This is a genomic window from Chryseobacterium sp. FG46, assembly GCF_057809135.1.
On sequence record NZ_JBMDJJ010000013.1, the window covers coordinates 70,677 to 92,687 of the forward strand.

Consider the following 22,011-nt stretch of genomic DNA (forward strand, 5'->3'; position numbering starts at 1 on the left):
ATTATTCCGATGTATCTTTTGGATGAAATTGATAAACCGTTTTTAAAACTGCTGAAACAGATATTAAATATAATCAATATGGTATGCTGTGTCTTATTCTTTATTGCATTACACAAATATAAATCGATGAATAAAAAATGAAGTCTTTACCTTCAGAAATAAAACTTATTTTTTTAATAGCATTACTCCTGGTTGTGCTTTTGGTTGCTTTTACCATTTTCATTGTATTAATGTACAACAGAAAGCAGCTTTTATACCTGAAAGAACAGCAGCTCAAAGAATCAGAACACCAAAACCAGCTTCTTCAGAAAGAACTGGAAAAACAAAAAGTGCTGGAACAGGAGCGGGAACGTATCTCCCACGATATGCATGATGACCTTGGAGCCGGAATTTCTGCATTGAAACTACAGGCAGAATTTCTGAAACAGAAAGCAGAAGACGATGATCTGCAAAAAGACATCGATGAGCTTCTGAAAACCTCTGAAGAAATGAACATCTCCATGAGAGAAATGCTTTGGAGTCTGAATTCAGGAAATGATACTCTGGGAAGCTTTGTAGACTATGCTATCCTTTACACCGGAAACTTTTTGAAGAAAACAAAAATAGTGGTGCAGTCAGAATATGAAGGTATCATAGCAGAAAAGCCTATTTCCACAGAAATGAGACGTAATCTTTTTCTCTGCTTAAAAGAAGCTGTCAATAACGTGTACAAACATAGTCATGCAAATATTTTGAAACTTTCATTTTCACAGGAAGGAAATAATTTCTCTATGAAAATATCAGATAATGGAATCGGGATTTCTGAGGTACATAAGCAAGGAAACGGCCTTCGGAATATGAAACGAAGAATGAGCGAATTATCCGGTGAATGTGACATCATAACCGAAAACCCCGGAACTAGTATGGTTTTCAAAATAACAGTATAAATTACCCTTTTGTGTAATTGATAGATCTGGTTTTTAGATGGAAATTTGATATATAAAATTAAAAGCCATGAAAACTCTTATTAACGACAGTATCGGAGATTTGGAAGCTGCTTTAAAAAACAACAGTGATCTTCAGGAGAAATTTAAAACCAACCCTGTAGAAGCTATAAAAAATGTAGAGATAAGAAATCCGAAGGACACCGATTATTGGATCTACAGAATTATTGTTCTTATGCTGGGGCTGGCGGTGATCGCCATTATTGCAGGACTTATTATTCTTTCCGTTCATAGTAAAGAAAAGCCGGATAGTCAGCTGGTAACAATCTTTGCTACTATTTCATCAGGAGCAATAGGTGCGCTGGCCGGTCTTTTATCTCCTTCTCCCAGAAAATAATAGTAACTTATGTAACGTATGATAAAGCTCACTTTTTAAGGTGAGTTTTATTTATATTGCCCCATTTTAAATTCCTGATCTATTGGCTTTAAAATAGGGAATTATCATAATATAAATTAACTAAAATTTAACTCGGATTTATCTCAAAAAAATCCCGTGAAATACCCCTGAAAGTTAAATTTTGATTAAATTTGTCTAAACTAAAAAAAAATAAAAAATGAGTGCAATTTCTTACATAGAAGCAAGACAGATTTTAGACTCCAGAGGAAATCCTACCATTGAAGTAGATGTATTCACAGAAAGTGGGGCAATGGGCCGTGCAGCTGTACCTTCAGGAGCATCTACAGGAGAACACGAGGCGGTAGAATTACGTGACGGTGGTTCAGAATATCAAGGGAAAGGAGTTCTGAAAGCTGTTGAAAATGTAAAAGAAGTAATTGCAGAGAATTTAGTAGGACAGCCGGTTTTTGAACAAAACTATATCGATCAGATTATGATTGATCTTGACGGAACGTCTAACAAAGGAAATCTTGGTGCTAATGCTATTCTTGGTGTTTCTTTGGCGGTAGCCAGAGCTGCTGCTGCTGAATTGGGAATGCCTCTTTATAAATATGTTGGCGGAGTGAACGCAAACACTCTTCCTGTTCCAATGATGAATGTAATTAACGGTGGATCTCACTCAGATGCTCCTATTGCATTCCAGGAATTCATGATTATGCCGGTAAAAGCAGATTCTTTCTCTCACGCATTGAGAAAAGGAACCGAAATTTTCCACAACCTGAAATCGATCCTTAAAGGAAGAGGTCTTTCTACAGCAGTAGGGGATGAAGGAGGTTTTGCGCCTACTTTCAACGGAACTGAAGATGCTTTGGATACCTTACTTCAGGCGATCGAAAAAGCAGGTTATAAGCCAGGTGATGACATCATGCTGGCATTAGACTGTGCTGCTTCAGAATTCTATAAAGACGGAACGTACGATTACAGAAAATTTGAAGGAGACAAAGGAGCTCACAGATCAAGAGAAGAGCAGGTTTCTTACCTTGCAGAATTGGCTGCTAAATATCCAATTATCTCTATCGAAGACGGAATGCAGGAAGATGACTGGGAAGGATGGAAAATGTTAACTGATAAAATCGGTGACAGAGTACAGCTGGTAGGAGATGATTTATTTGTAACCAACGTAGACAGATTATCAAGAGGAGTAACCGAAGGTATTGCTAACTCAATCCTTGTAAAAGTAAACCAGATTGGTTCCCTTTCTGAAACAATGGCCGCTGTACAAATGGCTCAGAATAACAAATTCACTTCAGTAATGTCTCACAGATCAGGAGAAACTGAAGACTCTACAATTGCTGATTTAGCAGTAGCAATGAACTGTGGACAGATCAAGACAGGTTCAGCTTCAAGATCAGACAGAATGGCAAAATATAACCAGCTGTTAAGAATTGAAGAAGCACTTGGTGAAACTGCAATTTTCCCGGGTTTAGGAGCATTTAAAATTAAAAGATAATCGAATTTATAAATAACGGCAAGCGATAATTTTTGTTTGCCGTATTTTATGGAAAGTAGTATATTTAAAAAAAATAAATAAATAATGTCAGACAACAAAGTAATATTGAATTACGACGGTAATTCATATGAATATCCAATTGTGGATAGTACTATCGGAGACAGAGGGATTGATATTTCAAAATTAAGAGACCAGACAGGTTTGATCACTCTGGATTTAGGTTACAAAAATACAGGGGCTACTATTAGCGACATCACTTACTTAGACGGAGATAAAGGAGAATTATTCTACAGAGGTTATCCAATCGAACAGATTGCTGAGAAATCTAACTTCACTGAAGTAATGTATCTTTTATTACATGGAGAATTACCTACTCAGGACCAGTTTACTTCATTCGACAACAATATTAAAAAATATAACTTCATCGCAGACGAAATGAAAAAAATCATTGATGTTTTTCCTCGTTCTGCTCACCCTATGGGAGTTTTATCTTCTTTAACTTCTGCTTTGACAGCTTTCAACCCGAAAGCCGTTAACGTAAACTCTAAAGAAGAAATGGATCATGCTGCTGAGCTTATGATCGCTAAGTTCTCTCACCTTTGTGCCTGGACTTACAGAAAAACTCAAGGTTTACCATTAAACCACGGTGATAACAACCTGAACTACGTAGAGAACTTTTACAAAATGGCATTCAGATTACCAAACGCTGATTTCGAAATCGATCCGGTAGTGGTAAATGCTTTAGATAAATTATTAATCCTTCACGCAGACCACGAACAAAACTGTTCTACTTCCACAGTAAGAATGGTAGGTTCTGCTCACACAGGTCTTTTCGCTTCTATCTCTGCCGGAGTATCTGCACTTTGGGGACCACTTCACGGTGGTGCTAACCAGGCGGTAATCGAAATGCTTGAACTAATCGAAAAAGATGGTGGTGACGTATCTAAATATGTTGCTAAGGCTAAAGATAAGAATGATAACTTCCGTTTGATGGGATTCGGACACAGAGTTTACAAAAACTTCGACCCAAGAGCGAAAATCATCAAGAAAGCTGCTGACGATATCCTTACTGCATTAGGTATTCAGGATAAAGCTCTTGACATTGCAATGCAGTTAGAAAGAGTTGCCCTTGAAGACGAGTACTTCGTAGAAAGAAAACTATATCCAAACGTAGACTTCTACTCAGGCATCATCTACAGAGCATTAGGAATTCCTACAGAAATGTTTACTGTAATGTTTGCATTGGGAAGACTTCCGGGATGGATTTCTCAGTGGAAAGAAATGAGACTGAAAGGAGACCCGATTGGAAGACCAAGACAGGTTTACCAAGGTGCTCAGGAAAGAAACTACATCGACATCGCAAGCAGATAATATTTGCTTACAATATAAAAGAATCCCAAAGCTTGCTTTGGGATTCTTTATTTTTACAACTTATTCAGTAATAGCTAAAGCCGTAATAAGATCGTTCTTCGTTCGGAAATGAAAATTCAGTATTACCGGACTTCCATCAAAAGAACCGGAAATATTAATTCTTAAAACGGTTGTATTATCCTTCACCGAAAAATCTTTTACCTCAAACAAGGTTTTGTATTCATTATTGGATTTTTCATTCCATTGTCTTATTTCCTCTTTTCCGGTGTATATTTTTCCTTCATCAAATACGGATGCCTGTTCAGAAAAACAGTTAGAGAAAGAAATACTGTCAAAAAGTTCCTGCGCCTTCAAGAATTCCTGTAAAATGTTAGGTAAGTTCATATTGTTATTTTTAAATGATTAAACAGTTGGAATAGTGCCGCCATCTATTACATATTCGGTCCCGGTTAGATATTGTGCCCGTGGAGAAACTAAAAATCCAACAAACTCTGCAATATCTTCTGGCTGGGCAGGTTTACCAATGGGAATTCCACCCAACGCATCCATGACACTTTGAGTAGCCTCTTCTATTGAAGTTTCTGAACTTTCAGCAATGCGTTCCATCATTCGGATGGCAGATGAGGTCATGATCCAGCCTGGAGAAACGGTAAGAACACGAACTCCCTTTGGAGAAACTTCTTTTGATAAACCTTTACTATAATTGATCAATCCGGCTTTGGCAGCAGCATAGGGTAATGTTGAATCAAATAAAGGTAGCCTTCCCTGAATGGAGGCAATATGAATGATCACTCCCGTTTTTCGTTCCAGCATTTGCGGCAGAAATCCTCTGTCTAAACGAACGGGTGCCAATAAATTGGTCTGAATTGTATTTTCCCAGTCTTCATCACTTAAAACAGAGAAGCCACCACCTGGCGTTTCTGAACCACCCAATGTATTAATTAAAATATCAAGCTTGCCAAAAGTAGACAACACTTCTCTTACCAGCTTTTCAGTACCTTTTGCCAGGCTGAGATCTCCTGAAATAAAATGAAGTTGATTATTCATCTCTTCAGGCTGATTTCTTGCAGTGACAATTACAGTAGCACCAGCAGTGAGTAATCTTTCGGCAATAGATTTTCCGGTTCCTCTTGTTCCTCCGGTCACCAAAGCAATTTTACCTGACAATTCGTTGTTGAAATGAAATGATTCTGTCATGATTTCTTTTTTGTACAAATTTCATGAGTATGACGGGCTCTTACAAGTACGGTCTTACGAATCGCATAGGGATAAATTAATCCCCTATTGTGATCTCATCTCATTGTGTTACATTTGTTTTATGTACGAAAGAAAAATCCCACCCAATCTGAATTGCGGTCTTGATCTGATTGCTGAAGTGCTCTATGGCAAATGGAAGATCCGTTTGCTATGGTTTATTAATGAAGGATTTCAAAGGCCAAGTGAATTACAACGGAAAATTCCTGATGCTTCCCGCAGAATATTGAATGTTCAGTTAAAAGAACTGGAAGAGCATGATCTTGTCACCAAGAAAATTTATCCTGTTGTGCCACCAAAAGTAGAATACAGGCTTACGGAATTCGGACAGACATTGATTCCGGTAATTGCCACATTAGGGAAATGGGGTGATGATCATGAAGAACGCTTACGGATATTGATATTGAGAAGGCTTGAAAACTTCTCACAAAGTGAGAGAAACAATATCTGATATTAGCTTTTTTGATTTAATATCAGGTGAAAAAATCTATAAAATAGTAGAAGAAAACCTGCTTTTTCAAGCAGGTTTCCGTTTTTTATTATGGACATTGGCATCTGTCACATGTCCAGATATAGCAGTTTCCTGCATCATCCCATTCACAGCATCTTCTGCCAGTGGAAATCGGAGCGCCTCCCATTACAGATTTTTGTTGATCTCTTCCTAATTTTTGTGCGTTTTTCAGCACCAGATTGTTCTTGTTCATGACTTTGATTTTTTGGTGTTAATAGTTACGTTTTATTGTTTATAATTTCGCGAAAATTATATCACTAATATAGGAAATTAAATAATATAATTATCTTTTTTTTGGTTTTTATGTAGATGGAAAATAGTAAGTTGTAGATGTTTTTGGGACTATTCACTACAGTTGGCCGGATATACAAGGAAATTTTATTGAAGAGTGCTGATTTTAGAAATTAAAATTAATACATAAAATAATCCAAAAGTTTTCTAGGTAGAGACCTTTACTTATATTTGTAGTATTGCATAAATCTTTATGAGACTAAATATTAAAAACGAAACAGGTAGGCTGAAGTCAGTAGTTCTAGGCCAGCCTAATTCATTGGGACCAGTTCCTACATTAGAGGAAAGTTATGACGCGAAGTCATATTACTCTATAGAACACAACATTTATCCTAAAGAAGAGGATATTATCAATGAAATGAACGCTTTTGAAGCGGTTTTAAAAAAGTATGGCGTTGAAGTTCTACGTCCTAGTATCATCAAAGATTACAATCAGGTTTTTTCAAGAGATGTAGCCTTTGTGATTGATGACAAGATGATCATTTCCAATGTGATTGCAGACAGAGCAGATGAGCAGGAAGCCTACAAAAGCGTTTTTGAAAAAGTAGCATGGAGAAAGATCATCAACCTTCCGGAAACCGCACACATTGAAGGAGGAGATGTAATTGTATGGAATGATTTTCTTTTCATAGGAACCTGCTTCAGTGAAGATTACAGAAATTATAAAACGGCAAGAACCAACGAGTATGCTATCGAAATCCTGAAAGAATATTTTCCAAAGAAAAGAATCATAGATCTGGAACTGAAGAAAAATGATAAAGTTCCTTTTGAAGGCATTCTGCATCTGGATTGTACATTTAATCCGGTAGGTGAAGACAAATGTATTATTTATAAAAACGGATTTGTAGATGAAAGCGACTACCGTTTAATCATTGATATTTTTGGAGAAGAAAACTGTTTCCATATCAATGATGAAGAAATGTTTGAAATGTTCCCGAATATTTTCTCCATTTCTCCTGATGTTGTCGTTTCGGACAAAGCATTCACCAGAATGAATGACCACCTGAGAAACGAGTGGGGAATGACTGTTGAAGAAATTCCTTACAGAGAAATCTCTAAAATGGGAGGCTTGCTGAGATGCTCTACAATGCCGCTTGTGAGAGAGTAATTGGGTAGGAGTGTTTTAGGGTTTGAGAGTGGAAGTGTTTTAAGGTCTGGAAGTTATAGTGTTGGTGGGTTTAAATATTTTTTTAATTTTAAAAAAATATTAGGGTATGTCAACAATTAAATTTCATCAGGACTTAAAAGTGTATCAAAAATCATTTGAAACAGCACAAGTGATTTATGAACTCTCAAAATCCTTTCCAAAAGAAGAACTTTATTCACTTACAGATCAGATAAGAAGATCATCAAGATCTGTAACGGCAAATATTAGTGAGGCCTGGGGAAAAAGAAAATATGAAAAATCCTTTATTGCCAAGCTTACAGATTCAGAGGGAGAAGCAAGAGAAACCCAAACATGGCTTCAGTTTGCTTTTGCCTGCCATTATATGAATGAAGAGCAATATATTAATTCGCACAACAAGTATAACCAAATAATAGGGATGTTAGTTAATATGATGAGTCAGTCAGAAAAGTGGTGCTCATTTTCTTCGATTAATAAAGAAGACAATAATTTGTAAACCGCTGTTCAGACCCTCAAACTCTTATACACTAACACCCTCAAACTTAAAAAAAATGCAAACAACAGATACAGTATTAATGATAGAGCCGATTGCATTCGGTTACAACGCTGAAACAGCGAAAAATAATTACTTTCAGGTAGAACAGACGGGTTCTGATATCCAGTCAAAAGCATTGGCGGAGTTCAATACCTTTGTTGGAAAGCTGAGAGAAAAAGGAATTAATGTAATTACTATAAAAGATACTTTAGATCCCCATACTCCGGATTCTATTTTTCCGAATAACTGGGTAAGTTTTCACAAGGATGGAAAAGTGGTTTTATATCCCATGTTCGCTTCCAACAGAAGAGTGGAAAGAAGAGAGGATATTATTGAAAGCATCAAAGAGCAGGGCTTTGAAGTTGCTGAAATTGATGACTGGTCTTTTCCTGAAACTCAGGGGCATTTTCTGGAAGGAACAGGAAGTATGATTTTTGATCATGATAACAAAATTGCTTACGGTTCGGTTTCCTTGAGACTGGATGAAAAACTGTTCAGAGAATTCTGTACAAAATATGGATTTACTCCCGTTGTTTTCCATTCTTTTCAGACCGTAGGAACAGAAAGACTTCCAATCTATCACACCAATGTCATGATGTGTGTGGCAGACAAGTTTGTCGTAATCTGCCTTGACTGTATTGATGATGAGCTGGAAAGAGAAAAAGTAGTGGAAACGATTAAAGGTTCAGGAAAAGAAATCATCGAAATTTCTGAAGAACAGATGCAGCAGTTTGCAGGAAATATGCTCCAGGTTCAGAATAAAGACGGTAATAAATTCCTTGTGATGAGCCAGACCGCTTACAAGTCCTTGTCTTCAGAACAGGTAGCTGCTATTGAAAAATACTGCGAAATTATCTATTCAGACCTGAATACCATTGAAGTAAATGGTGGAGGAAGCGCAAGATGTATGCTTGCAGAGGTTTTTCTTCCAAAAAAATAATATATTTACGAAAAAATTAATTGAAACCATTATCAAGTAAAGGTTTACATATTCTTCTGACTTTGGAAACTGAGTCAGAAGATTTGTTATTAGACAGCAAAGGATTTCTGGCATTTACAGAAGAAATTCTGAAAACCAAAGAGGTGGAAATTGTAGGAGTAACCAATCATATTTTTGAAAATGACAGCTTTACTTCCGCCGTGATCCTTAAAGAGTCTCACCTTTGTATCCACACGTGGCCGGAATTTAAACAGCTTACCTTTGATGTTTTTCTCTGTAATTATACACAGGATAACACTACAAAAGTAGAGCAGATTGCAGATGAAGTGGTTCAGTATTTTAAAGCTAATACCATTCAGAAACACAAAATTTACAGATAAAAATGCACTATGTCTGCCCAGCATGCGAAGCCGAAAATAAATTAGATCTTACCTTTCCTGTTGAAGAATACGTTTGTATGACCTGTTCCCATCTCATTGATGTAGCCGGGAACAAAAAGACTAAACATTTGAAAATACCTACAGAAAACGTTGTGTTAGATGTCGGACAGAAAGGAAAAATTGACGGCGTAGAATATACGGTTGTTGCGATTATTGTCAAAAAATACGGAAACAGTATTTTCTGGCGGGAATATTCTTTAAAAGACAGCAAAGGAAATGATGCTTTCCTGAGTGAAAGCGATGGGCATTGGATATTCCTGATCCCAATGCATCCTGATGATTTTAAAGGTAAAAATTTGAAATTACCAACCTATGCCGGGCGAACTTATCGCTGGTACGAAAATACTCCATGCAGTATTTATGCTGCTTCCGGTTTTTTTGATGAACACCTTGATTTCAGCGTTGCGACCTACAAAGAATATGTCAATGGAACCCGTATGATCTCTCAGGAGAAGACCGGTAGGAAAAGCCAGTATTTTTATGGAGTTCACATTTCAAAATATGAGGTAAAAAGAGCTTTTAAAATAGCTCACATGCCCTATTATACAGGAGTCGGGATCGTTCAGCCTTATTATTTTGATATGAAACAGGCTGTGAACATCTTTTGTGTGGCTGCATTAATGATTTGCCTGCTTCAACTGTATGTTTATATCTCAAGAACAAACGAAACTGTTTTTGAACAGTCGGTCAACTTTGCTGATGTAAAGGATAAAGAACTTGTAAGCAAAAGTTTTACTCTTTCCGGAGGCTCAGCACCATTAAAAGTCAATGCCTTTTCAGCAGTAGACAATTCGTGGGCCAATGTTCAGCTAAGCCTTGTGAATGAAAATACCAACGAAATAGTATATACCTCCAAAGATATTGAACAATACCACGGCTATGAAGACGGCGAAAGCTGGTCAGAAGGAAATCAGTCTGAAGAATTCAACCTTTGCGGGGTAAGCTCAGGCAAATATCATTTCCTGATTTCTGCAGAAAAAGAAGGATCTTTATTACCTGCATTTTCCGGCCTTCAGTCACCAGATTCAAAGGTATTAATTTCCAGAGATAAATCCGGGATTTTGGATGTTACTGACATCTATAAAGCACAATCTACCACTTTCATAGACGGAAAGACTTTAGAAAAAGATACAACAGAATTGGGTAAACTGGTGAAAGCATCCTTCGGAACTTCCAAAATAGACTCTCTGATCAATGCTGAAGGGCTAAAACTTTCAACAGATGTTATTGCATCCAATAACGATGTGAAGATCAAGGCAACCTGGCTTCCCGTTTCATTCTGGAACTTCGGATTTATTTTATTCATAATGGTTGCTCTCTTTATAGCTATGTGGATAGGAAGACATTTCTTTAATGTGAATAAATGGAAGAATAGTTCAAACACCCCTTATGCTGCATCATGATGACTACTATTTTACATTACATAAGACAAAACTGGATACTCTGTTTAATCGGAGGCTTTTTCATGATCTGGTTTGTATACCTTACTTATCAGGGAAATCAGGTATGCGATTGTGCCAAGACGGAAACATACCGGGACGGAACTACCAGGAGCCATTCCAGAGCAGGATTCTACAGATATTATCACAAATAAAAATATAAAAACTATGGACAACATCAATTTCTTACCCATATTAAACTCGGTTCTTTACTCATTCTTAGGAATCGCAATTCTTCTCGTTTGCTATTTCATCATCGAAAAACTTACACCGGAAAAAACATGGCATGAGATCTCTCAGAACAAAAACATAGCATTGGCTATTGTATTCGGGGCATTTATCATCGGAATTTCAATGATTATAAGCGCGGCAATTCATGGATAAGAAGAGGATTCCTCTTGAGCTGCTTTTATTGTTTTCAGTATTCGTCATTGCTACATGTGGATTGATTTATGAGTTGGTGGCCGGAGCCCTGGCGAGCTATCTTTTAGGAGACTCTGTAAAGCAGTTTTCCTTCATTATCGGGGTGTATCTATTTTCAATGGGAGTAGGTTCCTATCTTGCGAAATTCATCAAAGGAAATCTTATTGATAAATTCATTGAGATCGAAATCCTCGTAGGAATCGTTGGCGGAATAAGCTCTGTGGTGCTGTTTATTCTGTTTAATACACTCGCACACTTTGAAAGTGTTCTCTATCTCTTTGTCTTTTTCACAGGCTGTCTCGTCGGAGTGGAAATACCGCTTCTGATGAATATTCTGAAAGATAGAGTACAGTTTAAAGATTTAGTTTCAAACGTCTTTGCATTCGATTATATCGGGGCTTTACTGGCATCGATTCTTTTTCCGTTGGTTTTAATTCCAAAGCTGGGCATTGTAAAAACACCTTTGTTTTTTGGACTGATTAATATCTCTATCGCGATATTTCTATGCTATTACCTTACAAAAGAATTATCAAAACCTTTATCACTCAAAGTAAAATCTATTGCAGCATTTACATTTCTGTTAGGTCTTTTCTTTTTCTCAGATACGATTTTATCTTACTCTGAAGAAAAACTGTACGGAGAAAATGTAGTGTACACCAAAAGTTCACCCTATCAAAGAATTGTTTTAACGAGAAATACCCACGAGTTCCGTTTATATTTAAATAACAACTTACAGTTTTCATCCACGGATGAATACCGTTATCATGAAGCTTTGGTACATCCCGCAATGTCTATGGCAAAAAATATTGATAATGTTCTGATCCTTGGAGGAGGTGATGGCTTTGCAGCCAGAGAAGTCTTGAAATACAAGGACGTTAAAAAAGTAACCCTTGTAGATTTGGATGGTGAAATGACTCAGTTTTTCAAAACCAATGAAACCATGCGCAGGCTGAACCAAAGTTCTTTTTCCAATCCGAAAGTGGAAATCATCAATAAAGACGCTTACATTTGGGTAAAAGACAGCAAAAAGAAATTTGACGTCATTATCATCGACTTTCCGGATCCGTCCAATTACAGCTTAGGAAAATTATATTCCCTACAGTTTTATAAAGAACTGGAGAAGCTGACAACGCTTGATACGAAAATTGTGGTTCAGACTACCTCTCCGTATTTTGCCCCGAAATCTTTCTGGTGTATTGAAAAAACGATCAATCAGATTTTTCCTTTCACAGCGGCATATCACACCTATGTTCCTTCTTTTGGGGAATGGGGATTTTCTATGGCTTCCTTTGAACCCATCAACAACAGGATCTATAGAAAACTCCCTGGCTTGAAATACTATGATTACAACTTTTCACAGATGTCTTATTTCAATAAAGATATGAAAGTGAAAGACGTAGAAGTTAACCGTCTGGATAACCAGATATTAGTCCGTTATTTCGATGAAGAGTGGGGGAAAGTACAGTAGAAAGGATTTTCTTACAACTATATTTTTAGGTAGCCTTATGCTTCCCTTTTTGCAGTATTGTGGAAAGAAAGTGAAATCATTGCTGCTGAAGATCACCGGAACTAATCATGTTCTCGGTCATAAACTGTGGGCCAAAGATTTTCCACAGTTTTCAGAAGTTATCCACATCCGATATCTTATTGTGGGCGGTGGAATTTCCGGACTATCGGCATGCAGATTCTTCAGTCAGAATAATGAACAGGATTATCTTCTCCTTGAAATGGAAAACCATCTGGGAGGAAATTCTTCCAATGGACAGAATTCATTTTCAAAATTCCCTTTGGGAGCACATTATCTGCCATTACCCAATAAAGAGAATACAGAAATCATCGAATTTCTAAAAGAATGTGGAATCTGTTTAGGAACCGAAGATAATGGAGAGCCTATTCTTGATGAATACCAAATGACTTTTCCACAGCAGGAAAGACTTTTCTATAAAAACTCCTGGCAGAGCGATATTGTTCCCCAAAGAGGTATTTCAAGAGAAGCTCAGAAAGAGCTTAACCGCTTTTTTAAGCTGATGGATGAATTGCGTGTAAAGAAAGACCCACAGGGGAAATACTGGTTTGCCATTCCCGTTCATGATTCAAGTAGGGAAGATGAGGTTTTAAAACTTGAAAAAATCATTTTCAAAGACTGGCTTACGGAAAATAATTATCAATCTGAAGAACTTCTCTGGCTGCTGGATTATTCCTGCAGAGACGATTTCGGGTTAGGAATTGATTATGTTTCAGCATGGGCAGGAATTCATTATTTTGCAGGCAGAAAAAATAACTGGAGCACGAAATATAAAGATCAGGTATTCACATGGCCGGAAGGAAATGCCCGATTGGCAAAGCATCTTTCAAAATATACAGAAGGAAAATATAGGTCCGGAAATCTGGTTTTTGATGTGAAAATCAATGATAAGGTTGAGGTCCTGAGTTTTGATAATACCCAAAAGAAAACAAAGAAAATCATTGCGGATAAAGTACTTTTTGCAACCCCTCAATTTGTGAATGAAAGAATTTTTAATCTTCAGAAAGCATCATCATTTCACTACGTGCCCTGGCTTTTAACAACCATTACGTTAAAGAATGAATTTGGTGGAGATGAAGAACTGGCCTGGGATAATGTAATCTATGGTACTTCCGGATTAGGATATATTTTTGACCAACACCAGAATCTGAACCAGATCATAGGCGAAAAAGTGATTACCCACTACAAAAGTTTTTCAACGGCAGACTGCAAAAAAGCGAGGAAAAAACTTTATGCCATGAAAGAATCTGAACTTAAAACTTTAGTTTTGGATGATCTGAAGAAAGCCCATCCATTAATAGAAGATTTCATTCTGGAAATGCAGTTTCATAAAATAGGACATGCCATGATTGCTCCTGTTCCCAATCAGATTTTTGGAGAAGAAACCCGAACATCAAAAGAACCTGTAGAAGGAAAAATTTTCTTTGCCCATTCTGATCTTTCCGGAATATCTATTTTTGAAGAAGCCTTTTATCAGGGAATCCGGACTGCAGGACAAATGATACAATAATACAATGAAACAGCCGTGGATACATAATGCAAAAACAGACTGGTGGTTTATTTTATCACCACCTTTTCTGGTGCTGCTGATTATTTTTCTTTTTCAGAAACAGATTCAGGGACTGGAAAATCATTATTCCTTTTATACATGGCTGTTCCTGATCGTTTTTGTAGATGTGGCTCATGTATATTCCACACTGTTCAAAACTTACTTTGTAAAAGGAGAGGTACAGAAAAATAAGCTGCTGTATCTGGGAATTCCTGTTCTAAGCTGGATATTGGGAGTGATCCTGTTCCAGTTTGGAAGTCTGACGTTCTGGTCGGTTTTGGCTTTGATTGCTGTTTTTCATTTTATACGACAACAATACGGCTTTATGAGGATCTACGCCCGCTTTGAACCCAATAACTGGAACAAAAAAATAGATGAGGTTGCTGTTTACTCCGCAACTATTTTTCCCATGCTGTACTGGTTTAAAACCCCTCGTGCCTTTACATGGTTCGTCAACAATGAGTTTGAATGGCTTCAAAATCTTCCGGATTATCTTCCTCTGATTACCGTACTATATTTTACAATCCTAAGCATCTGGATTATTAAAACTGTTGTTGAAGCTTTTAAAACAAAAAATATTAATATTCCGAAAACGGCATTGATCACCGGAACTTTCCTTTCCTGGTATTTTGGAATTATCTACTTTAACAACGATCTTCTTTTTACTTTTCTCAATGTCGTCTCCCACGGAATTCCCTATGTTGCACTGATCTATATCCGGGAAATCAAACAAAAAGAAAATCCCCAGCTGAACTGGATGTCTATTTTTAAATCCGCTTCAGGAATATTTTTGTTTGTAGGAGTTATTTTAGGTTTTGCCTTTTTGGAAGAACTTTTATGGGAAACTTTAGTGTGGAATGAACATTTTTCCTTGAATGTGATTATTTCAGAAAAATTATTACAGTTCCTTGTTCCGTTGTTAGTTGTTCCGCAGCTTACCCATTATCTTCTGGATGGCTTTATTTGGAGAAAACCCAAAAAAGTTGCCTAACTTTGTCTTAATCTTTAAAATCTAAAAATGAGACAATATTTTCTGTCACTGGCAATTTTTCTAGGAATGATTGTAGGTGCTCAGCAGAAAACATTCTGCAATCCCATCAATATTGATTATGGGTATACTCCGTTTGAAGTCTTTTCAAAACAAGGGAAACATCGTGCTACAGCAGATCCGGTAATTGTTAATTTTAAAAATAAACTGTTTCTTTTTTCTACCAACCAGGAAGGATACTGGTATAGTGATGATATGCTGGACTGGAAGTTTGTGAAAAGGAAATTTTTAAGAGATAATAAATACATTCATGACCTTAATGCTCCTGCGGTATGGGCAATGAAAGACACTCTATATGTATATGGTTCCACCTGGGAACAGGATTTTCCGATCTGGAAAAGTACAAACCCCACCAAGGATGATTGGAAAATTGCAGTGGATACTTTAAAAGTGGGAGCTTGGGATCCGGCGTTCCATTATGATGAAGATAAAAATAAACTCTATCTGTACTGGGGTTCAAGTAATGAATGGCCATTGCTGGGCACAGAAGTGAAAGTAAAAAATCTTCAGTCCGAAGGTTTCGTTAAACCTATTATCAAATTAAAACCGGAAGACCATGGATGGGAACGTTTCGGGGAATACAATGACAACGTTTTTCTTCAGCCTTTTGTAGAAGGAGCGTGGATGACAAAGCATAACGGGAAATATTATATGCAGTATGGTGCTCCGGCAACTGAGTTCAGCGGATATTCTGACGGGGTGTATGTAAGCAAAAGTCCTTTGGAAGGTTTCGAATATCAGCAGCATAATCCGTTCTCTTATAAACCGGGCGGTTTTGCCAGAGGTGCGGGGCACGGAGCAACATTTGAAGACAATTACAAAAACTGGTGGCATGTTTCGACCATCTTTATTTCAACTAAAAATAATTTTGAAAGGAGGTTGGGAATCTGGCCTGCTGGGTTTGATAAAGATGATGTAATGTACTGTAATACAGCTTATGGCGATTATCCGACATACCTTCCTCAGTATGCACAGGGAAAAGATTTTACTAAAGGTCTTTTTGCCGGATGGATGCTGTTGAATTATAATAAACCCGTTCAGGTTTCATCCGTTTTGGGAGGTTATCAGCCCAATAATGCCGTTGATGAAGATATCAAGACTTACTGGAGTGCTAAAACAGGGAATTCCGGAGAGTGGTTTCAAACGGATTTAGGGGAAGTTTCCACCATCAATGCCATTCAGATCAATTATGCGGATCAGGATGCTGAGTTCATGGGGAAAACCTTAGGGAAAATGCATCAGTACAAGATCTACGGTTCCAATGATGGAAAGAAATGGAATGTAATTGTGGATAAAAGCAAAAATACAAAGGACGTTCCTCATGATTATGTAGAACTTGAACAGCCTGCAAAAGCCCGTTTCCTGAAAATGGAAAACCTGAAAATGCCTACCGGGAAATTCGCATTAAGCGGTTTCAGAGTGTTTGGAAAAGGAGCCGGGAAACAGCCTGCTAAAGTGGAAGGTTTTGTGCCTTTAAGAGCGGATCCAAAAAAATATGGTGAGAGAAGAAGCATTTGGATGAAATGGCAGCAGAACCCTGATGCAGATGGCTATGTAATCTATTTCGGAAAAACTCCGGATAAATTGTACGGAAGCATTATGGTATACGGAAAGAATGAATATTTCTTTACAGGAGCAGACAGAACAGATGCCTACTATTTCCAGATTGAAGCCTTCAATGCCAACGGTGTTTCAGACAGAACAGCTGTCGCAAAATCTGAATAAATCAATTTAAAAGATAAGAAAATGACACGTTTTGAAAAATCAGAACGTGTTATTTTTTATCTGAAGTTTATATAAAAAATCCGCTGAAAAGAATCAGCGGATACCGTAAGAATAATTAAATATGAAGAAAGATAAATTCTTTATCTGGTTCTGCTTTTGATGGCATCTGACGCCCCTTCAATGTCTCTTACCTTTTTCACTTTCTGGTTTCCGAAATTGTAAGTAAGGCTTACCGTTAAACTTCTGTTGTAGCGATTTTGATGGATGTAATTGTAATTCCCGTTCTCCTGGAAATCTTCAATTTTAACAATGTTGGTGTTCAGTACATCATTTACATTCACTGCAAAAGTCCAGTCGTTCCACATTTTCTTAAGACTAAGGTCTAAACTCATTAAGTTTTTCAAAGAACCAAGCTCAATCTGCTGCTTGTCTACAAAGAAGTAATTAACTCCGAAGAACCATGTTTTCTTTTTATCAAGACGAATAGTATTGTTGGTCTGGATCAGCAGACTGGTAGAATTTGTTTTATTGGTATAGGTAATAAATTTCCCTTCAGGTCCTTTGTCATCTTTGAAACGGTCTCCTGTAGTAGGATCAGTATCAAGACTTCCATTGTTAATATTATGCTGTACCCCAATATTAAAGTTGGTTGTCCAGTATTGTTTGAAAAACGATTTCTGAATACCTACCATCGCAGACATTTCCTGCTTATTTCCAAAGTTGGTTCTGATATACCTTAAAGCAGGATTTTCTCCTGTTTTACCTTCAGGTGATACAGGATAACCCTGCAGCGGAACCTGTGTGATAGCATCCTGAATATAAGAATGATTTAAAATCAGGAAATATGAATTTCTGTACATATAGGTAAGCTCCTGATTATAGGTGGAAGACGCCTTTACAAATGGGTCATTCTGAGTATAATTATCATCTGTAAGAATGTTCCTTACCGGATTAAGTTCCCAGAAACTGGGTCTTCTCATTCGGCTTGAGAAGGAATAAGAGATATTGTTTTTATCATTAATTGCATAATTCAGGCTTAGATAGGGAAGAAGGTTTTTGTAATTTCTTTCAATTCTTCTAAGAGCTTCTGTAGGAGCGTTGTCTGAAGTTCCAAGACTGTTGGTAATTTCGTATCTGGCACCTACTTTTCCGGAAAGTTTGTCAGAAATTTTTTTCTCTACAGTAATATACATTCCGTAGATGTTTTCATCATAGATAAAATGGTTCGGCCTTGAATCCGGAGCTTTTACGGGATTAAAAGAATAAGTGATGTTTTTAGAATCGTTATCTGTTTTGGTCTTGTTGTAATTTCCACCTATAGATACTGTCAGATCATTTTTAAACTTTTGATTATAATCCACCATTCCGGAGAAGTTATTAATGATCTGTGGAAGGTCCTGAATGACTTGTCTTGTTCTTGTCCCTACAACTCTGTCAATACCCGAAGCAAAGGTTTGGTTATCCGTGAACTGGAATCTTCGGTAATTGAGGTAAGCTGCATTTACATTCAGTTTACTACCTAGAGAATCTGTTTTTAATTCATAATTTAAATTCACGGAATTGTTATAAGATCTTGCATCTTCTTGGTTTTTGGACCATGTATATTCCGGGTTTTCTGCGTTTTCTTTTTTTATGGTATTAAATAACGCTACCGTTGAATTATAACTTTTATTGGCCCATGTATTCCATGATAAAGCCACATTACTTTTGTCGTTCAGCTGGTAATCAATATTCAGATAACCTCCGATGTTTTTGTTCGGATCATCAATATCTCCTGTAGATTCATTAGAAGTCTTGGCAGTTCCGTTTCTTAACGTATACGTTTGTGCCTCTATATTTTCGCCACCGCTAAGACTGGCGCTTATTCCCAGTTTGTTTTTTCTGTAGTTGGCTGAGAAACTCGCCTGGCTTCCGTTATATTTATTGGTAGTGTTAGACATTCTCATGTTTCCGTTGAGACCATCACTCATTTTTTTCTTTAAAACGATATTGATGATTCCATCAGATGATTCCACCTGATATTCACTTCCTGGAACTGTAATGACTTCAATTTTCTGGATATTTTCAGCCGGAGTATTTTTCAGGAACTGAGCCAGAGATTCGGAATCCATATTGCTTTTTCTTCCGTTGATATAGATCAGCGCATTATTTTTTCCGGCAATTTTCAATGTTTTATCATCTGTGGAAGATAATAATGGAGTCTGTTTAAGGAGATCAAAAGTAGTATTTCCTTTCGCTACGGGAGAAGCTGCCACATCATATACAAAACGGTCGCTTTGTTTTTTGAAAACCTGTTTTGTAATGGTAACTCCTTCTATATTTTTTGTTTTTGCCGTGTCGGATTTTTTCTCCTGAGCGAGTGCGCAAGTACCGAATATGATGGCCATTGACAAAATTATACGTTTCATGTTTGTTTTATTTAAGAGTGGATAGTGATATAAGTTTTTATAGATTAGGTTCTTGATTTTACAGCATCATTAGCTGATTTCATTTCCCTTGCTTTTTTAAGTTTCTGATTTCCGAAATTGTAAGTAACCCCGATGCTCATTAACCTTGGATAATTGAAGTTGGTAATATTGTTAAATTTTCCATTAGGCTGTACTCCTTTAATGCTGTAGAAACTTTGATTAAATAAGTCACTCACTTCCGCTACAATAGTCCAGTCTCCTGCAATTTTTTTCAAACTGAAATCGAAGCTTTGTCTTGCTCGGATCATACCTCCTTCCATGGCAGTCTGGCTGGCAAAGAAGTAATTCACTCCCAGAAACCAGTCTTTTTTAGAAGACAGTCTGATGACATTATTGAAGGTTGCAGACATATTATAGTTTTTAACATCAATGATATAAGGATCTACAACTTCAGTTTCTCCCGGAACCGGCATGGAAGTAGGATCTTCAAATACTCCGCCTTTGTAGGTAACATATCCTAAATTGACAGAATAGTTGGTTGTCCATATATCTTTGAACCAGGATTTGTTCATTCCAAGAGTAAGAGCAATTTCTCTGTTTTTACCATAATTAGTTCTGATATATCTTAAGAATCTTGTAGTTTCCATAATTGGATTTCCTTTGATATCCTTGATGATTTTCCCCTTAGCATCCTTTTTGGGAGCTGTTACCGTTCCCTGTAATGGAATCAGGTCTGAAGCTGCTGCATCTTCCACCATATTAAAACTAAGATTGGCATAGAATGCATTCTTGTACATATAATTTAACTCCTGATTATAATATTTGGAAGCCAGTATAAATGGATTGTTCTGCGTATAATTGGTAGGAGTGAAGTAGGTTCTCGAAGGATTCAGCTCCCAGAATCTCGGTCTTCTGATTCTGCTGGAAAAAGTATAGCTCAAATTATGGTCTGAACTGATGGCGTAATTTAAATTCAGGTAAGGCAGAAGGTTGTTGTAATTTCTTTCGAATCCTGTTTTATCCACAATATCACCTGTACTTCTGGTCATTTCGTAGCGGGCACCAATTTTTCCGGATATCTTCTCAGTCAGTTTTCTTTCATAGTTCAGATAAATTCCCAATATATTTTCTTTATAAATGAAGTGATTGGTTTGGTTGGGATCAATGATAAATTCTCCTTTTGTCAATTTATCCTGTTTGGTATCGTTATCTGTATTGGTGTGATTGTAACTGATTCCCATTAACCACGTTGCGCCTTTAGCCGTCTTTTTCAGATAATCGATATTGGCAGCATAGTTGTTGATGATCTGGGGGACAGCCTGATGCAATGCAGAATATTTGTTAATCGTATCATTTGTTAGAGGAAAACTTTCATTGAAACTTACTTTATCCCTGTTGAACCACAGGTAAGAAACGTTTGACGTAAGCTTACTTCCAAGTGAATCCGTTTTCATCTCATAATTTAAATTAAAAGAATGATTTCTGGTTTGTGCATCCTCGTTATTCACTGTTCTGTTATTTAATACTCCGTTTTGCCAGTTGGTAATATCCAGTACAGAATTGAAACTTTTATTGTATCTCATGTTGTAGGAGAATCCAAGACTGTGTTTTTTATTGATCTCGTAATCAACATTGAAACCTCCTCCAAAGTTTTTGTTAGGATCATCATTAAATCCAAATGATTCATTTTTGAAAGTAGAATCTCCATTGGAAAGTGTATATCTTTGTCTGTCCGTCCAGCTTCCCATTCTGAAATTGGAATTACCAGACCATTTACCTTGTCTGAAGTTAAAAGAAGCTCCTGCATTAGGGTTATTGTAATACGCCTGCTCATTCTGCATTTTCAACGTTCCGTTGTAACCGTTATTCTTGCTTTTTTTCATTACAATATTGATGACACCTTCTTTTGATTCAACCTGGAATTCACTTCCCGGAACTGTAATCACTTCAATTTTCTGGATGTCCTCAGATGGAGTAGACTTCAGCATTTCAATCAACGCCTCAGAATCCATGTTGGTTTTCTTATTGTTGATGTAGATGATTGCATCATTTTTCCCCAAAATCTTCAGCGTTTTTCCGTCAATACTGGAAATCATCGGTGTTTGTTTCAAAAGATTAAAAGTGTTTGTTCCTTTAGCAATAGATGAAGAAGCTACATCATATACCAAACGGTCACCTTGTTTTTTGAAAACCTGCTTCTTGAGAGTCACTGCATCAATAGCATTTACTTTCAAACTGTCTTTTTTCTGCTGGGCAGTGATAAGTCCACCGAAAAATAGTGCTGCAATAAGAATTTGAGTTTTCATGATTATTCTTTTTTAATTAATAGCTTGTATGGTTTGTTATTTAACATTACAAAGATATGTAATAAATTTAGTATTATGCAATACAAAGTACTTAAAAATATTTTTAAATTATTGTAATCATTTGATTATCAGTTAATAAAAATTTACATTAAAATATTGATTGCTTTACCTTTCTGTGTAATAAGACAAATGAAAGATGTTAAATGTTACATTTGTTAAAAAAATAATGAAGATTTTTTTAAAAATATAACCTGTAATAGAACGTATTCCCTTAGTTCAGGAATTATGCT

At 36.7% G+C, this 22,011-nt stretch carries 21 protein-coding genes; 16 read left to right on the forward strand and 5 right to left on the reverse strand.

Annotation, left to right across the window (positions count from 1 at the left end):
• The first annotated feature begins 137 nt into the window (after positions 1-137).
• From ACODR7_RS11645 to ACODR7_RS11660, 4 genes are all read left to right on the forward strand, one after another.
• A complete protein-coding gene (locus ACODR7_RS11645) occupies positions 138-926 on the forward strand; it encodes a sensor histidine kinase (protein ID WP_488839128.1) in 789 nt (262 codons plus the stop codon).
• 67 nt (positions 927-993) lie between these two features.
• Positions 994-1,320, forward strand: a complete 327-nt coding sequence (locus ACODR7_RS11650) for a hypothetical protein (RefSeq protein WP_488839129.1) — start codon at positions 994-996, stop codon at positions 1,318-1,320.
• Between the two features lie 217 nt (positions 1,321-1,537).
• A complete protein-coding gene (gene eno, locus ACODR7_RS11655) occupies positions 1,538-2,830 on the forward strand; it encodes a phosphopyruvate hydratase (RefSeq protein WP_488839130.1) in 1,293 nt (430 codons plus the stop codon).
• Between the two features lie 84 nt (positions 2,831-2,914).
• A complete protein-coding gene (locus tag ACODR7_RS11660; protein ID WP_488839131.1) occupies positions 2,915-4,201 on the forward strand; it encodes a citrate synthase in 1,287 nt (428 codons plus the stop codon).
• 60 nt (positions 4,202-4,261) lie between these two features.
• On the opposite strand, the gene ACODR7_RS11665 is transcribed toward ACODR7_RS11660, so the two are convergent.
• Positions 4,262-4,585 carry a nuclear transport factor 2-like protein gene (locus ACODR7_RS11665; RefSeq protein WP_488839132.1) on the reverse strand — a complete coding sequence of 108 codons (324 nt, stop codon included), beginning with the start codon at positions 4,583-4,585 and terminating at the stop codon, positions 4,262-4,264.
• A gap of 18 nt (positions 4,586-4,603) precedes the next feature.
• Positions 4,604-5,398 carry an SDR family oxidoreductase gene (locus ACODR7_RS11670; protein WP_488839134.1) on the reverse strand — a complete coding sequence of 265 codons (795 nt, stop codon included), beginning with the start codon at positions 5,396-5,398 and terminating at the stop codon, positions 4,604-4,606.
• A gap of 121 nt (positions 5,399-5,519) precedes the next feature.
• On the opposite strand from ACODR7_RS11670, the gene ACODR7_RS11675 reads away from it, so the two are divergent.
• Positions 5,520-5,906 carry a winged helix-turn-helix transcriptional regulator gene (locus tag ACODR7_RS11675; protein ID WP_488839136.1) on the forward strand — a complete coding sequence of 129 codons (387 nt, stop codon included), beginning with the start codon at positions 5,520-5,522 and terminating at the stop codon, positions 5,904-5,906.
• Between the two features lie 88 nt (positions 5,907-5,994).
• Here the strand turns inward: ACODR7_RS11675 and ACODR7_RS11680 are convergent, their stop codons facing one another.
• Complete coding sequence (locus ACODR7_RS11680; RefSeq protein ID WP_488839137.1) at positions 5,995-6,159, reverse strand: hypothetical protein; 165 nt, start codon at positions 6,157-6,159, stop codon at positions 5,995-5,997.
• A 291-nt stretch (positions 6,160-6,450) separates the two neighbouring features.
• Here ACODR7_RS11680 and ACODR7_RS11685 point away from each other — a divergent pair, with 291 nt between their 5' ends.
• The 11 genes from ACODR7_RS11685 (at position 6,451) to ACODR7_RS11735 (ending at position 17,007) form a co-directional block, all read left to right on the forward strand.
• On the forward strand, positions 6,451-7,365 hold the full coding sequence (locus ACODR7_RS11685) for a dimethylarginine dimethylaminohydrolase family protein (protein WP_110008564.1): 915 nt from the start codon (positions 6,451-6,453) through the stop codon (positions 7,363-7,365).
• 106 nt (positions 7,366-7,471) lie between these two features.
• Positions 7,472-7,879: a four helix bundle protein gene (locus tag ACODR7_RS11690; protein WP_488839140.1), complete on the forward strand. Its 408-nt coding sequence runs from the start codon at positions 7,472-7,474 to the stop codon at positions 7,877-7,879.
• Positions 7,880-7,934: 55 nt separating this feature from the next.
• Positions 7,935-8,858: a citrulline utilization hydrolase CtlX gene (ctlX, locus tag ACODR7_RS11695; RefSeq protein ID WP_488839142.1), complete on the forward strand. Its 924-nt coding sequence runs from the start codon at positions 7,935-7,937 to the stop codon at positions 8,856-8,858.
• Positions 8,859-8,878: 20 nt separating this feature from the next.
• Positions 8,879-9,238, forward strand: coding sequence for an S-adenosylmethionine decarboxylase family protein (locus ACODR7_RS11700; RefSeq protein WP_110366415.1), 360 nt, complete (start codon positions 8,879-8,881; stop codon positions 9,236-9,238).
• A 2-nt stretch (positions 9,239-9,240) separates the two neighbouring features.
• Positions 9,241-10,701 carry a DUF4178 domain-containing protein gene (locus ACODR7_RS11705; protein WP_488839144.1) on the forward strand — a complete coding sequence of 487 codons (1,461 nt, stop codon included), beginning with the start codon at positions 9,241-9,243 and terminating at the stop codon, positions 10,699-10,701.
• Entirely contained in the window at positions 10,698-10,892 is a 195-nt protein-coding gene (locus ACODR7_RS11710; RefSeq protein WP_488839146.1) for a hypothetical protein, read from the forward strand. Before ACODR7_RS11705 ends, ACODR7_RS11710 begins: the two co-directional genes overlap by 4 nt.
• Positions 10,893-10,905: 13 nt before the next feature.
• Positions 10,906-11,121: a DUF350 domain-containing protein gene (locus tag ACODR7_RS11715; RefSeq protein WP_076596977.1), complete on the forward strand. Its 216-nt coding sequence runs from the start codon at positions 10,906-10,908 to the stop codon at positions 11,119-11,121.
• Entirely contained in the window at positions 11,114-12,628 is a 1,515-nt protein-coding gene (locus tag ACODR7_RS11720; protein ID WP_488839148.1) for a polyamine aminopropyltransferase, read from the forward strand. The genes ACODR7_RS11715 and ACODR7_RS11720 overlap by 8 nt, the downstream gene beginning before the upstream one ends.
• A 37-nt stretch (positions 12,629-12,665) precedes the next feature.
• Positions 12,666-14,195 (forward strand): NAD(P)-binding protein, encoded by a 1,530-nt coding sequence (locus ACODR7_RS11725; protein ID WP_488839150.1) that lies wholly within the window; start codon positions 12,666-12,668, stop codon positions 14,193-14,195.
• Positions 14,196-14,199: 4 nt separating this feature from the next.
• Positions 14,200-15,225 (forward strand): hypothetical protein, encoded by a 1,026-nt coding sequence (locus ACODR7_RS11730; RefSeq protein ID WP_488839152.1) that lies wholly within the window; start codon positions 14,200-14,202, stop codon positions 15,223-15,225.
• 27 nt (positions 15,226-15,252) lie between these two features.
• Positions 15,253-17,007 carry a discoidin domain-containing protein gene (locus ACODR7_RS11735; RefSeq protein WP_488839153.1) on the forward strand — a complete coding sequence of 585 codons (1,755 nt, stop codon included), beginning with the start codon at positions 15,253-15,255 and terminating at the stop codon, positions 17,005-17,007.
• 140 nt (positions 17,008-17,147) lie between these two features.
• On the opposite strand, the gene ACODR7_RS11740 is transcribed toward ACODR7_RS11735, so the two are convergent.
• Positions 17,148-19,415 carry a TonB-dependent receptor domain-containing protein gene (locus tag ACODR7_RS11740; protein ID WP_488839155.1) on the reverse strand — a complete coding sequence of 756 codons (2,268 nt, stop codon included), beginning with the start codon at positions 19,413-19,415 and terminating at the stop codon, positions 17,148-17,150.
• A gap of 44 nt (positions 19,416-19,459) precedes the next feature.
• Positions 19,460-21,721 carry a TonB-dependent receptor domain-containing protein gene (locus ACODR7_RS11745; RefSeq protein ID WP_488839157.1) on the reverse strand — a complete coding sequence of 754 codons (2,262 nt, stop codon included), beginning with the start codon at positions 21,719-21,721 and terminating at the stop codon, positions 19,460-19,462.
• Between the last annotated feature and the right edge of the window lie 290 nt (positions 21,722-22,011).